The organism is Pseudomonas sp. P97.38 (assembly GCF_001269745.1).
Lineage (GTDB): Bacteria > Pseudomonadota > Gammaproteobacteria > Pseudomonadales > Pseudomonadaceae > Aquipseudomonas > Aquipseudomonas chlororaphis_E.
On record NZ_LHVJ01000025.1, the window covers coordinates 106,720 to 119,493 of the forward strand.

Here is a 12,774-nt window from a genome sequence, read left to right on the forward strand (position 1 = left end):
ATGAAAAAGCCCCGCCTTCGAGAGAAGCGCGGGGTTTTTTTGCGAAGGTGTCTGGGGCAGTGAACGCCGTTGAACCCTTGTGGGAGCGGGCTTGCTCGCGAATGCGGAGGGTCAGCTTGCACGATGTTGGATGTACCGGCCCCTTCGCGGGCGAGCCCGCTCCCACAGTTGTTCGGGTTGGCCGCAGGATCAACGTTCGTCAAAAAACCTTGTGGGAGCGGGCTTGCTCGCGAATGCGGTGGTGCAGTTGACGGTGATGTTGGCTGACACGACGTCTTCGCGAGCAAGCCCGCTCCCACAAAAAATGGCTTCGGGTGACAGGTTATTGCTGGGCGATGCTGTAGCCGTCGAAGGCCTTCTGCTGTTGCAGGGCGGTGATGATGCTTTTACGGGTGACCGGTTGTTCGGTGCCGTCGTTGTCCAGGAACAGGTCGTTTTCCAGTTCGGCGTCATCGCCTTCGCCGACAAAGTTGAAGCCCAGGAACTCGAAGGCTTCGCGGTCGACGTTCGGCTTGGAGCGCGGTGTGCGCAAGGGCAGGGTGACGCTGATGCCGTCCTTGCTGATGACAAAGACTTCGGCGTCCTTCTTGGCACGCGAGGCCTTGCCTTTGCCGCCGCTCGGGTTGCTGATGGCCTGGTGGGTCTGGTTCAGCACCTTCAAGGCCAGGCCATAGACCAGTTCCTGAAACGCCGGGTCATCCTTGTAGCTCGACAGGATGCGGCTGATGGGGAAGCGGCTGCTCAAGTCTTCCAGTGCCGCGAAGTCGGCGGCTTCGGCGTCCTTGAGTTGCTTGAGCTGGCCCATCAGTTCGTAGGCCTTGTCATCGTCGAACGCATCGTGGGCCTGGCGGATGGCGGTGCGCAGTTCGCGGATCTGATCGCTTTCGCGCTTCGACTGGAAGGCATCCAGGACCATCTCGCTGATGCTCTTGGCCTGGGGCAGATGCTGTGAAAGATTGATGGAGTTTTCGTATTCCGCTTTGGACGAGAGGGTGACTACGGATTCAGCGGTGTTGGAATCGGACATTGAAATTTCACTACTTCTGTTAGCGGGATGAGGCGAGAAAGGCGTTGAGCTTTTTCCGGCCGACTAATCTATTGGACGCGGGCAACGTTGTCACGGTCGGACCGTTGGCCGGTGCGCATTTGTTGGCGGGCTCGGTGTTCAGTCGTGCAACAGCGTCATCAGCCGCAAGGCGTCGGCTGTCGCGGCGCCGCTGGCGGTGTTGTCGAAGATGCACCAGGTCGGCGTGTGCGGATCGGCCTTCAGGTGGTCGGCCAGGTGCGCCAGCCAGGCGTCTTCGTAGGGCGAGTAGTAGATCCGTGGCGAGCCGTGCAGGCGATAGTAACGGATGCCCGGCCAGCCGGCGGGCTGGTCGCCGCCGGGCAAGGGCGATGGGTCGGCCGCGACACGGCCGATTCGCTCGGCCTGCAACAGCGCCATGGCCTGCGGCGCAAGCCAGCTCGGATGTCGCGGCTCCAGCACGGCCGGGCCTTGGTATCGGTCACGCAGGGCCGTGAAGAACGCCTGGGCGACGGCGTCATCGAAGGCCAGCGAGGGCGGCAATTGAATCAACAGGCACCCGAGTTTTTCGCCCAACTGCGAACACTGCCCCAGGAACTCGTCCACCCATCCTTCGCAATCGATCAGGCGCCGTTCATGGGTGATCTGCCTGGGTACCTTGACCGAGAACCGGAAGTCGGAGGCGACGCTGTCAGCCCACTTGGCGTAGGTGGCAGGGCGATGCGCACGGTAGAACGAGCTGTTGATCTCGACGGCGCTGAATCGAGCACTGTAGCGCTGCAGATGAGTTCCTTCGACGGGAAACGCAGGCCACTGCTCCCGGGGCAGCGACCAGCCGGCGCAGCCCAGGTAAACGCGAGACGGTGAAGTGGATTGAGTCGGCAAGGTCGAAAACCGGGTGACAGACGATACCCTTGTGACCCTTTCACGAGCCTCGAAGCTGCATTCTTTTTTACTCGCAGATCACGTTCTTGCCCGCCATCTTGGAGCGATACAGCGCCTGGTCCGCCCGGTTCAGCAGCGCCGCCTGCTGTTCATCGTCGAGGCGCTGCACCACGCCGAAGCTCATGGTGATCTGGAAGTCGCCCACCGGCAGCAGGTCGGACAGGCCACGGCGAATGGTTTCGGCCACCAGCCGGGCGTCAGCCAGGGTGGTGTTGGGCAAGATCAGAATGAATTCATCGCCGCCCCAGCGCGCCAGCAAGTCGCCGTCACGCTCGCTGCGCCGGACACTCTGCACCACTTGCACCAGAGCCGCGTCGCCGAACGCGTGGCCGTAGCGATCGTTGATGTCCTTGAAGTCATCGACATCCATGGCGATCAGGCACAACGGCTCGCGAAAGCGTTGGGCGCGCTCGCACGCCAGCGGCAGGGCCTGTTCCAGGCGATAGCGATTGGCAACCCGCGTCAGCGCGTCGGTTTCGGCCAGCCTGCGGTTTTCATCGAGCTGGACCTGCAACTGCTGGTTGACCCGGGACAGCTCGCGGGTGCGTTCTTCGATGGCCGCTTCCAATGACGAATTGCGCCGCTCCAGTTGTTCGAACAGGCGCTTCTTGTCGTCGATGCTGCGGTGGGCGCCGAGCATGCGCGCCACCGTGCCGTCGGGGTTGCGGGCGATGATGTAGCCGCGGTCCTCGATCCAGAGCCAGCCGCCGTCGCGCATGCGGCAGCGGTACTCGGCCTGGTAGCCGGTGGAGCGCTGCTCCAGGTAATCGTCGAACAACGCCATCACCCGTGGGTAGTCCTCGGGATGGATCACGTTTTCCCAGGTCAACACGGTGTTGTCGAGGGAGTGCGGCGAGTAACCCAGCATCGTGTACCAGCCGGGGTTGCGGTAGACGAAACCGGTATTGGCGTTCCAGTCCCAGATGCCGTCGCTGACCAGCTCCAGGATGGTGTGCAGCACGCCTTCGTCCAGGTCCGACAAGTCGAACCGCAGCGCGTCCATGTTCGAGGCATTTCCCATCATGCGTCCCTCAATCAACCTTGATATCAAAATGCTCGTCCGCGGTTGAAGAGTAGCCGATGGGACGGTGCGCCACTAGCGCCGCACGGCGTCCGGGCGAGCCTCGTCATGCGCTCATTCGGCCCCTGTTCGAGGTTTACCCCAACGCTGCAGGGCGAACTCGACAAAACTGCGCAGCTTCGGCAGACGGTAGCGATCCTGTGCGTACATCAGGCTCATGGGCCGGTGGGGCAATTGGTAATCCTGCAGCAGCGCCACCAGATGTCCGTCCTTCAGGTCCTGGGCCACCAACGCGTCGGGTAGCATCACCACGCCCATGCCGGCCAGCGCGGCACGGTGCAGGCCGGAAGAGCTGTTGATCAGCATGGGGCCGTTCACCGGCACCTTGATCTCGCCCTCGGGCCCGTTGATCGGCCAGTGGTCCTGGGCGAAGCGCCACTCGTCTCCCGCCGAGTAGGCGAACGACAGGCAATCATGCTGTTGCAGGTCGGCGGGTTGCCTTGGTGTGCCTCGTCGAGCCAGGTAAGCCTTGGACGCACAGACGGTGAGGGTGTAGTCCATCAATGGCCGGGCGATCATCTTCGGATCGGGATGACCCAGGCGGATGGCGACATCGAACCCGTGGTCGAGCAGGTCCAGGCGCTGGTTGGTCAACACCACGTCGAGCTTGACCTGGGGAAAACGCTGGTTGAAATCCGCCAGTGCCGGGGCCAGGCGTTCGGTGCCGAAGGTCAGTGGTGCGGTGATGCGCAGGGTGCCGGTGGGTTCGCCTTGCGTCTGTTCGGCCAGGCGTTCGGAGTCGGCCACCAGCCCCAGCACTTCCAGGCAGCGCTGATAGTAGGTCGAGCCGAATTCGGTCAGGCGCTGGCGTCGGGTCGTCCGGTTGATCAGGCGCACACCCAGACGCTGTTCCAGCGCGCGAAGATGATTGCCCACCATGGTGGTGGACATTTCGCACGCCTGGGCCGCAGCGGTCAGGCTGCCGGTTTCCACCACTTTCACGTAGACGGTCATTGCCTGGAACAGGTCCATTATCAAGCTCGGCTTTTAAATGATTGAAGTAAAGCGGCGTTTATCCAGCAAGAGTGGCTAACCATACTGGAAAAAACCACCCGATGGAGCTTGATGTCATGACCGCAGCCTGCCTGATGTGCACTTATCAACCCCTGGCGCTGAGCTTCACTCGCGGCTTGGGCACGCGCCTGTGGGACCAGGACGGTCGCGAATACCTTGATGCGGTGGCGGGCGTGGCGGTGACCAACGTTGGCCATTCCCACCCCAGGTTGGTGGCGGCGATCAGTGAACAGGCCGGCCTGTTGCTGCACACGTCCAACCTGTACAGCATCGACTGGCAGCAACGCCTGGCGCACAAGCTCACCGAACTGTCCGGGCTTACGCGGGTGTTCTTCAACAATTCGGGGGCCGAGGCCAACGAGACCGCGCTGAAACTGGCGCGGCTCTATGGCTGGCACAGGGGCGTGGAGCAGCCGTTGGTGGTGGTCATGGACAACGCGTTCCACGGCCGTACCCTGGGCACGATGTCTGCCAGCGATGGCCCGTCGGTGCGCCTGGGTTTCAACCGCCTGCCTGGGGATTTCATCAAGGTGCCGTTTGGCGATCTCGCCGCGCTGGAGGACGTCCAGCGGGCTCATGCCGATCGCATCGTCGCAGTACTGGTCGAGCCGATCCAGGGAGAAAGCGGAGTGCAACTCGCACCGCCCGGTTACCTCAAGGCCTTGCGTCAACTGTGCAGCCGCCGGGCCTGGCTGCTGATGCTCGACGAGATCCAGACCGGCATCGGTCGCACGGGCCAGTGGTTCGCGTTCCAGCACGAGGGCATCGTGCCGGACGTCATGACCCTCGCCAAGGGCCTGGGCAACGGCGTGCCCATCGGCGCATGCCTGGCCCGGGGCAAGGCCGCCGAACTGTTCACGCCCGGCAGCCACGGCAGCACCTTTGGCGGTAACCCCTTGGCTTGTCGGGCCGGTTGCACGGTGCTGGCGATTGTCGAGGAGCAAGGGCTGGTCGATAACGCCCGGCGCCAGGGCGAGCAATTGCTCGACCGGCTGCGGGCCGAGCTGGCGGACAACCCGAATGTGCTGGCGATCCGTGGCCAGGGCTTGATGATCGGCATCGAACTCAAGCAACCGGTGCGCGACCTGGCCCTGCGAGCGGCCCGGGATCACGGCCTGCTGATCAACGTCACCCGCGGCAAGATCATCCGCCTGCTGCCGCCACTGACCCTGGATGGACGGGAAGTGGAGATGATCGTCAGGGGCGTGGCCCGCAGTCTCGCCGAGGGCTGAGCTCGGCCCAGGCCCAATAGACCAGGGGGGTTGCGCTGATCAGGGCCCCCACCAATCGGCTTTGCGCAGCGGGCCGCACGACGGCCATCGACACCGGGTGACCAAGCCCTGAGCCGCGGCCCTTGCACAAGGCAGCGCAGCCAGGCGAAACGCAGCGGGACGGAATTTTTGCCGATTGGCGCGTTCAAACGCCAGCCAGAGTCGGTTGCCTACGCCCTGGCACTCCAGACTCAAACCAGGAGCATTCCATGTTCACCTCGCGTCGCTTGATCGTCGTCGCAACCGCTGTGGCCTTGTTGTCCGGTTGCGCATCGCCTAACCCTTATGACAACCAGGGCCAGGCCTCCACGGAATCTTCCGGCATGAGCAAGACCGCCAAGTACGGCGGCCTCGGCGCCCTGGCCGGTGCATTGGCCGGTGCGGCCATCGGCCACGATAACCGTGGCAAAGGCGCGTTGATCGGTGCGGCGGTGGTCGGGGCGTCCGCGGCCGGCTACGGCTATTACGCCGACCAGCAGGAAAAGAAACTGCGTGCGAGCATGGCCAATACCGGCGTTGAAGTGCAGCGCCAGGGTGACCAGATCAAGTTGATCATGCCAGGCAACATCACCTTCGCCACCGACTCGGCGAACATCGCGTCCAGCTTCTACCAGCCGCTGAACAACCTGGCGAACTCCCTCAAGGAGTTCAACCAGAACCAGATCGAGATCGTCGGTTACACCGACAGCACCGGCAGCCGCCAGCACAACATGGACCTGTCCCAGCGTCGTGCACAAAGCGTGGCGACTTACCTGACGTCCCAGGGTGTGAGCGGCGCCAACCTGAGCGCCCGTGGCGCCGGCCCGGACAACCCCGTGGCCAGCAACGCCGACGTCAATGGCCGCGCCCAGAACCGCCGCGTCGAAGTCAACCTCAAGGCCATCCCCGGCCAGCAATACCAGGCGCCACAGCAGCAGGGGCAGACTTACCAGCAGTACCCATAACGGCTGTGCGGTAAATGAAACGGGGGCCATGCAGACATGGCCCCCGTTTTTTGTGGCTGGCGCCAACCCCTGTGGGCGCGAGCTTGCTCGCGATATCGGTCTGCCTGAACCGGTGATGTGAGATGTGCCGCCGTCATCGCGAGCAAGCTCGCTCCCACAGGAAGATTTTCTTGGGCTAATAAAAAGCCCGCCCGATCAAGTGATCGGGCGGGCTTTTTATTGGCGGCAGGCGTTACTTCTTCAAGCCGTAATGCTCATCGAGCATGCCAGGCGAATTGGGGGCTTTGGGCGCGTAGTCACGGGGCGGTTCCTGGACCTCTCTTGGCGGGGTCAGGCGTTCCCGTGGCGCCTGGCCTGCGTCGGCGTGCAGGGCCGCGAGCAAGCGTTGGCGAGTCTGTTCGTCCAGGGCCAGGCGGTTGGCGCCTTCGGACAGATGATCCTGTACGTCCTGGTAGCTCTGGGTGAGTTTTTTCACCAGCGAAGCGGTGCTATTGAAGTGAGTGATCACTTCATTCTGATAACTGTCGAAACGTTCCTGAATGTCGTCCAGCTGACGTTGGGTGCTGTTGGGCACCGCGTTGGGCAGCAGTCGGGCAAGCAGGAATCCAATGGCGACACCCGCGACCAGGGCAAGAGTCGGTAACAACCAAACTAAGAGCGAGTGTTCCACGAGTCCTTCCTCTATAAACGGCTTTGCTTTACGTTAACGGCTCGGACCTGCGCTGTATACCGCGACGAACATCGCAATCATGCCAGGCACAGACTTTTAGCTAGACGAGTTGACCCTATTCGAGGTCACGGAGTTCTTTCCTTGCTTATGCGCGAAACCCCTGTATTCATCGACGGCCCGGTGGGCCAACTGGAAGCCCTGTACCTGGATAGCGAGACCCCGCGTGGCCTGGCGCTGATCTGTCACCCGAACCCGGTGCAGGGCGGGACCATGCTCAACAAAGTGGTTTCGACCCTGCAACGCACTGCCCGGGATGCCGGCCTGGTGACGTTGCGTTTCAACTATCGTGGCGTCGGTGCCAGCGCTGGCAGCCATGACATGGGCACCGGCGAGGTGGACGACGCCCAGGCCGCCGCGGCGTGGCTGCAGGAAAAATACCCGCAACTGCCACTGACGCTCTTCGGTTTCTCGTTCGGCGGATTCGTGGCGGCCAGCCTTGGCGGGCGCCTGGAAGCCCTCGGGCAACCGCTCAAGCACTTGTTCATGGTGGCCCCGGCGGTGATGCGTTTGGACGCGCAATCGCCCTTGCCTGTGGGCGGCGAACTGACCGTGATCCAGCCGGAAACCGACGAAGTCGTCGACCCCCAACTCGTCTACGAATGGTCCGACGCGCTCCAACGCCCCCATGAGCTGCTGAAAGTGGCAGAATGCGGACACTTTTTTCATGGCAAGCTGACCGATCTCAAGGATCTGATCCTGCCGCGCCTCTCGAATTGACAGCAGTCTGACAAGCGATAACCCATGACGACTCGTACCCGTATCCTGACCGGCATCACCACCACCGGCACCCCGCACCTGGGCAACTACGCCGGCGCCATCCGTCCGGCGATCGTCGCCAGCCGCGACAGCAATGCCGACTCGTTCTACTTCCTGGCCGACTACCATGCCCTGATCAAGTGCGATGACCCGCTGCGCATCCAGCGCTCGCGCCTGGAAATCGCCGCGACATGGCTGGCCGGTGGCCTGGACGTGGACCGCGTGACGTTCTATCGCCAGTCCGACATTCCCGAGATCCCCGAGCTGACCTGGCTGTTGACCTGCGTCGCCGCCAAGGGCCTGCTCAACCGTGCGCACGCCTACAAGGCCTCGGTGGACAAGAACGTCGAAACCGGCGAAGACCCGGATGCCGGCATCACCATGGGCCTGTACAGCTACCCGGTGTTGATGGCCGCCGACATCCTGATGTTCAACGCCCACAAGGTGCCGGTCGGCCGCGACCAGATCCAGCACGTGGAAATGGCCCGCGACATCGGCCAGCGCTTCAATCATCTGTTCGGCCAGGGCAAGGAGTTCTTCACCATGCCTGAGGCGCTGATCGAAGAAAGCGTCGCCACGCTGCCGGGGCTCGACGGGCGCAAGATGTCCAAGAGCTATGACAACACCATTCCGTTGTTCAGCAGCGCCAAGGACATGAAGGACGCGATCTCGCGGATCGTCACCGACTCTCGTGCCCCGGGCGAAGCCAAGGACCCGGACAACGCGCACCTGTTCACCCTGTTCCAGGCCTTCGCCACGCCCGGCCAGGCGGCTGGGTTCCGCAGTGAATTGCTGCAGGGCCTGGGTTGGGGCGAGGCGAAGAATCGCCTGTTCCAGTTGCTCGACAGCGAGCTGGGCGAGGCCCGCGAGCGCTATCACCAACTCATCGAGCGTCCGTCGGACCTCGAGGACATCCTGCAACTGGGCGCGAAGAAAGCCCGCGCCGTGGCGACGCCGTTCCTCAATGAGCTGCGCGAGGCCGTTGGCCTGCGTTCGTTCGTCAGCCAGGTCCAGGTGGCAGCCGGCACGAAGAAAAAGGCTGCCAAGGCGGCACGCTTCGTCAGTTTCCGCGAAGACGACGGCAGCTTCCGTTTCCGCCTGCTGGCGGCCGACGGTGAACAACTGTTGCTGTCCCGTCATTTTGCCGATGGCAAGGCGGCCGGCCAGGTCACCAAGCAGTTGCAGGCCGGCCAGCCGCTGGATGTGCGCAACACCGAGCTGGGCTTCAGTGTGTGGCTGGACGACGACTGTGTGGCGCACAGCCCGGAGTTTTCCGACAGCACCGCCCGAGATGCCGCCATCGATGCATTGCGCGTCGCCCTGACGCCTGCTCAAGACTGATCCAGCGGACCACCCGACCATCGGCCCGAATAAGGGCCGATTGCCATTCCCTTGGGCCATCGCTACAGTGACGGCCCGTTTTTGTTGCCTTGCTAACGAATATGACGCCCCTAGAACGATACCAAGCTGATCTGAAACGCCCGGAGTTCTTCCACGACGCAGCCCAGGAAACGGCAGTGCGCCATTTGCAGCGCCTGTACGATGACCTGATCGCCGCGTCGAACAACAAGCCAGGCTTGTTGGGCAAACTGTTCGGCAAAAAAGACCAGGCACCGGTCAAGGGCCTGTATTTCTGGGGCGGCGTGGGCCGTGGCAAGACCTACCTGGTGGACACCTTCTTCGAAGCGCTGCCCTTCAAGGAAAAGACTCGCACGCACTTTCACCGCTTCATGAAGCGCGTGCACGAGGAAATGAAGACCCTGGGCGGCGAGAAGAACCCGTTGACCATCATCGCCAAGCGCTTCGCCCAGGAAACCCGGGTGATCTGCTTCGATGAGTTCTTTGTGTCCGACATCACCGACGCGATGATCCTCGGCACCCTGATGGAAGAACTGTTCAAGAACGGTGTGACCCTGGTCGCCACCTCGAACATCGTCCCGGACGGCCTGTACAAGGACGGTCTGCAACGTGCACGCTTCCTGCCGGCCATTGCGCTGATCAAGGAACACACCGAGATCGTCAACGTCGACAGCGGCGTCGACTATCGCCTGCGTCACCTTGAGCAAGCCGAGCTGTTCCATTTCCCCCTCGACGCTGCCGCCGAAGAAAGCCTGCGCAAGAGCTTCCGCGCCCTGACGCCGGAATGCACCCAGGCCATCGAAAATGACGTGCTGATCATCGAGAACCGTGAGATTCGCGCCATCCGCACCTGCGACGACGTCGCCTGGTTCGACTTCCGCGAACTGTGCGACGGCCCGCGCAGCCAGAACGACTACATCGAACTGGGCAAGATCTTCCACGCCGTGCTGCTCAGTGGCGTTGAACAGATGAGCGTTACCACCGACGACATCGCCCGACGCTTCATCAACATGGTCGACGAGTTCTACGACCGTAACGTGAAGCTGATCATCTCGGCGGAAGTCGAACTCAAGGACCTCTACACCGGCGGTCGCCTGACCTTCGAATTCCAGCGGACCCTCAGTCGCCTGCTGGAAATGCAATCCCACGAATTCCTATCGCGGGCGCACAAGCCGTAGGGCGTTTGCATAAAAAAGGGCCTGCGATTGCAGGCCTTTTTTGTGCGCGGGAGATTTAGCCGTTCACTGCATAACCCTGTAGGAGCGAGCTTGCTCGCGATGGCGTCGTGTCAGTCAGTATCAGTGCTGCTGAACCGCCGCCATCGCGAGCAAGCCCGCTCCCACAGTGGATCGTTGCCAAGCTTTCGGGCTACGCCGCCTGCTGGAACTGCTGCCGATACTGGTTCGGTGACAGGTCGGTGTGTTGACGGAACAGGCGGGCGAAGAAGCTTGCGTCGTCGTAGCCCACTTCGTAGCTGATGGTCTTGATGCTCTTGCGGCTGCCGGAGAGCAGGCCCTTGGCCGTTTCGATGCGCAGCCGTTGCAGGTAATGCAGTGGCTTGTCTCCGGTGGCGGTCTGGAAGCGGCGCATGAAGTTGCGGATGCTCATGCCATGCTCGCGGGCAACGTCCTCGAAGCGGAACTTGTCGGCGAAGTGTTCTTCGAGCCAGTGCTGGATCTGCAGGATGATCACGTCCTGGTGCAGCTTCTGCCCGCCGAAACCGATCCGCCCGGGTGAGTAGCTGCGCTGCACTTCATACAGAATATCCCGCGCCACTGCCTGGGCCACGTTGGCGCCGCAGAAGCGTTCGATGAGATAGATGTACAGGTCGCACGCCGATGTCGTACCGCCGGCGCAGAACAGGTTGTCGGCGTCGGTCAGGTGCTTGTCCTGGTTGAGGTGGACCTGAGGAAAGCGTTCCTTGAACGCGTTGAAGAAGCGCCAGTAAGTGGTCGCCTCCTTGCCATCGAGCAGCCCGGCTTCGGCCAGCCAGAACACCCCGGTGGCCTCGCCGCAGAGCACCGCGCCGCGAGCGTGCTGCTCGCGCAGCCAGGGCAGGATCTGCGGATAGCGCTGGCACAGCGCCTGGAAGTCATCCCAGAACGCCGGAAGGATGATGACGTCAGTGTCTTCCAGGCCACCATCCACCGGCATGATCACGTCGCTGAAACTGTTGACCGGCTTGCCGTCCGGGCTGACCAGCCGGATTTCGAAGGCCGGTGTCAGGCCCAGGCCCAGCTGTTTGCCGTAGCGCAGGCTGGCCAGGTAGAAGAAGTCCTTGGCTTGCATGAGGGTGAAGGCGAAGACCCGGTCGATGGCCAGGATACTGACGCGCCGCAAGGGCGTGGAGACGTGCATGGACATAATTCATCTTTATTTTTATAGGGGAAAGTGGTCACCAAACGGCTGGATCGTCTTATTTTTTGTCGGATGTGTCCAGTGTCCTGTCATTCTTCGCCGGCTTAGGCTCTGTTGGATAACCACGTCGAACAATAACGAAAGGTGCCCCATGATCCCGAGAACCCTGTTCAGCCCCGAGCACGAATTGTTTCGTGACAGCGTACGAACCTTCCTTGAAAAAGAAGCCGTGCCGTATCACAGCCAGTGGGAAAAACAGGGGCATGTGGACCGCCAGCTCTGGAACAAGGCAGGGGAGGCGGGCATGCTGTGCTCCCACCTGCCCGAGGCATACGGCGGGCTTGAGGCCGATTTTCTCTACAGCACGGTGGTGATCGAGGAAATCGGCCGCCTGGGCCTGACCGGGATCGGCTTCTCGTTGCACTCCGACATCGTCGCGCCCTACATCCTGCATTACGGCAGCGAAGCGCTGAAGCACAAGTACCTGCCGAAGCTGGTGTCTGGCGAGATGGTCACGGCCATTGCCATGACCGAGCCGGGCGCCGGCTCCGACCTGCAGGGCGTGAAGACCACCGCGGTGCTGGAGGGCGACGAATACGTCATCAACGGCTCCAAGACCTTCATCACCAATGGCTTCCTGGCGGACCTGGTGATTGTCGTCGCCAAGACCGATCCGAAGGCCGGTGCGAAGGGCACCAGCCTGTTCCTGGTGGAGGCGGGTACGCCGGGTTTCGAGAAGGGCAAGCGCCTGGAAAAAGTCGGCATGAAGGCCCAGGACACGTCGGAATTGTTCTTCCAGGATGTCCGCATACCGAAGGAAAACCTGCTCGGGCAAGCCGGGATGGGCTTTGCCTACCTGATGCAGGAACTGCCTCAGGAGCGCCTGACCGTCGCCATCGGCGGTTTGGCCTCGGCTGAAGCGGCCCTGCAATGGACCCTCGACTACACCCGTGACCGCAAGGCGTTTGGCAAATCCATCGCGGACTTCCAGAACACCCGCTTCAAGCTGGCGGAAATGGCCACCGAGATCCAGATTGGCCGGGTCTTCGTCGATCGCTGCCTGGAGTTGCACCTGCAGGGCAAGCTCGATGTGCCGACGGCGGCGATGGCCAAGTACTGGGGCACTGACCTGCAATGCAAGGTGCTCGACGAATGCGTGCAGTTGCACGGCGGCTACGGCTTCATGTGGGAGTACCCGATTGCCCGGGCGTGGGCCGATGCACGGGTGCAGCGGATCTATGCCGGGACCAACGAGATCATGAAGGAGATCATTGCGCGGTCGCTTTGATGCA

12 protein-coding genes are annotated in these 12,774 nt (G+C 62.3%); 6 read left to right on the plus strand and 6 right to left on the minus strand.

The annotated features are described in order from the left end of the window. Positions 1 to 322: 322 nt before the first annotated feature. From AD664_RS20705 to AD664_RS20720, 4 genes are all read right to left on the minus strand, one after another. Positions 323 to 1,027: a hypothetical protein gene (locus tag AD664_RS20705; RefSeq protein ID WP_053149255.1), complete on the minus strand. Its 705-nt coding sequence runs from the start codon at positions 1,025 to 1,027 to the stop codon at positions 323 to 325. Positions 1,028 to 1,165: 138 nt separating this feature from the next. Next, positions 1,166 to 1,909, minus strand: a complete 744-nt coding sequence (locus AD664_RS20710) for a DUF72 domain-containing protein (RefSeq protein ID WP_053149258.1) — start codon at positions 1,907 to 1,909, stop codon at positions 1,166 to 1,168. Positions 1,910 to 1,976: 67 nt separating this feature from the next. Further along, positions 1,977 to 2,990, minus strand: coding sequence for a sensor domain-containing diguanylate cyclase (locus AD664_RS20715; protein ID WP_053149470.1), 1,014 nt, complete (start codon positions 2,988 to 2,990; stop codon positions 1,977 to 1,979). Positions 2,991 to 3,104: 114 nt separating this feature from the next. After that, positions 3,105 to 4,022 carry a LysR family transcriptional regulator gene (locus AD664_RS20720; protein ID WP_053149260.1) on the minus strand — a complete coding sequence of 306 codons (918 nt, stop codon included), beginning with the start codon at positions 4,020 to 4,022 and terminating at the stop codon, positions 3,105 to 3,107. Positions 4,023 to 4,120: 98 nt separating this feature from the next. On the opposite strand from AD664_RS20720, the gene AD664_RS20725 reads away from it, so the two are divergent. Both AD664_RS20725 and AD664_RS20730 read left to right on the plus strand, forming a co-directional pair. After that, positions 4,121 to 5,296, plus strand: coding sequence for an aspartate aminotransferase family protein (locus tag AD664_RS20725; protein WP_053149263.1), 1,176 nt, complete (start codon positions 4,121 to 4,123; stop codon positions 5,294 to 5,296). A gap of 248 nt (positions 5,297 to 5,544) precedes the next feature. Continuing rightward, positions 5,545 to 6,279, plus strand: coding sequence for an OmpA family lipoprotein (locus tag AD664_RS20730; RefSeq protein WP_018604257.1), 735 nt, complete (start codon positions 5,545 to 5,547; stop codon positions 6,277 to 6,279). Positions 6,280 to 6,511: 232 nt separating this feature from the next. Here the strand turns inward: AD664_RS20730 and AD664_RS20735 are convergent, their stop codons facing one another. Continuing rightward, positions 6,512 to 6,949 (minus strand): YhcB family protein, encoded by a 438-nt coding sequence (locus AD664_RS20735; protein WP_053149266.1) that lies wholly within the window; start codon positions 6,947 to 6,949, stop codon positions 6,512 to 6,514. Between the two features lie 147 nt (positions 6,950 to 7,096). On the opposite strand from AD664_RS20735, the gene AD664_RS20740 reads away from it, so the two are divergent. The 3 genes from AD664_RS20740 (at position 7,097) to zapE (ending at position 10,302) form a co-directional block, all read left to right on the plus strand. Further along, the gene (locus tag AD664_RS20740) at positions 7,097 to 7,726 is read left to right on the plus strand and encodes an alpha/beta hydrolase (protein WP_053149270.1); all 630 of its coding nucleotides are present in this window, start codon (positions 7,097 to 7,099) and stop codon (positions 7,724 to 7,726) included. Between the two features lie 24 nt (positions 7,727 to 7,750). Beyond that, complete coding sequence (locus tag AD664_RS20745; protein WP_053149273.1) at positions 7,751 to 9,106, plus strand: tryptophan--tRNA ligase; 1,356 nt, start codon at positions 7,751 to 7,753, stop codon at positions 9,104 to 9,106. A 101-nt stretch (positions 9,107 to 9,207) separates the two neighbouring features. Continuing rightward, the gene (gene zapE / locus AD664_RS20750) at positions 9,208 to 10,302 is read left to right on the plus strand and encodes a cell division protein ZapE (RefSeq protein WP_042728267.1); all 1,095 of its coding nucleotides are present in this window, start codon (positions 9,208 to 9,210) and stop codon (positions 10,300 to 10,302) included. Positions 10,303 to 10,492: 190 nt separating this feature from the next. On the opposite strand, the gene AD664_RS20755 is transcribed toward zapE, so the two are convergent. Beyond that, the gene (locus tag AD664_RS20755; RefSeq protein ID WP_172679749.1) at positions 10,493 to 11,389 is read right to left on the minus strand and encodes a GlxA family transcriptional regulator; all 897 of its coding nucleotides are present in this window, start codon (positions 11,387 to 11,389) and stop codon (positions 10,493 to 10,495) included. A 244-nt stretch (positions 11,390 to 11,633) separates the two neighbouring features. On the opposite strand from AD664_RS20755, the gene AD664_RS20760 reads away from it, so the two are divergent. Continuing rightward, positions 11,634 to 12,770 carry an acyl-CoA dehydrogenase family protein gene (locus AD664_RS20760; RefSeq protein ID WP_047738234.1) on the plus strand — a complete coding sequence of 379 codons (1,137 nt, stop codon included), beginning with the start codon at positions 11,634 to 11,636 and terminating at the stop codon, positions 12,768 to 12,770. The last annotated feature ends 4 nt before the right edge of the window (positions 12,771 to 12,774 follow it).

What these genes read in the sequence shown, in the direction of transcription:
- AD664_RS20730 (WP_018604257.1), top strand. Translation starts at nt 5,545, where the DNA reads ATGTTCACCTCGCGTCGCTTGATCGTCGTCGCAACCGCTGTGGCCTTG.
- AD664_RS20760 (WP_047738234.1), top strand. Translation starts at nt 11,634, where the DNA reads ATGATCCCGAGAACCCTGTTCAGCCCCGAGCACGAATTGTTTCGTGAC.
- AD664_RS20740 (WP_053149270.1), top strand. Translation starts at nt 7,097, where the DNA reads ATGCGCGAAACCCCTGTATTCATCGACGGCCCGGTGGGCCAACTGGAA.
- zapE (WP_042728267.1), top strand. Translation starts at nt 9,208, where the DNA reads ATGACGCCCCTAGAACGATACCAAGCTGATCTGAAACGCCCGGAGTTC.
- AD664_RS20745 (WP_053149273.1), top strand. Translation starts at nt 7,751, where the DNA reads ATGACGACTCGTACCCGTATCCTGACCGGCATCACCACCACCGGCACC.
- AD664_RS20705 (WP_053149255.1), bottom strand. Translation starts at nt 1,027, where the DNA reads ATGTCCGATTCCAACACCGCTGAATCCGTAGTCACCCTCTCGTCCAAA.
- AD664_RS20725 (WP_053149263.1), top strand. Translation starts at nt 4,121, where the DNA reads ATGACCGCAGCCTGCCTGATGTGCACTTATCAACCCCTGGCGCTGAGC.
- AD664_RS20720 (WP_053149260.1), bottom strand. Translation starts at nt 4,022, where the DNA reads ATGGACCTGTTCCAGGCAATGACCGTCTACGTGAAAGTGGTGGAAACC.
- AD664_RS20715 (WP_053149470.1), bottom strand. Translation starts at nt 2,990, where the DNA reads ATGGGAAATGCCTCGAACATGGACGCGCTGCGGTTCGACTTGTCGGAC.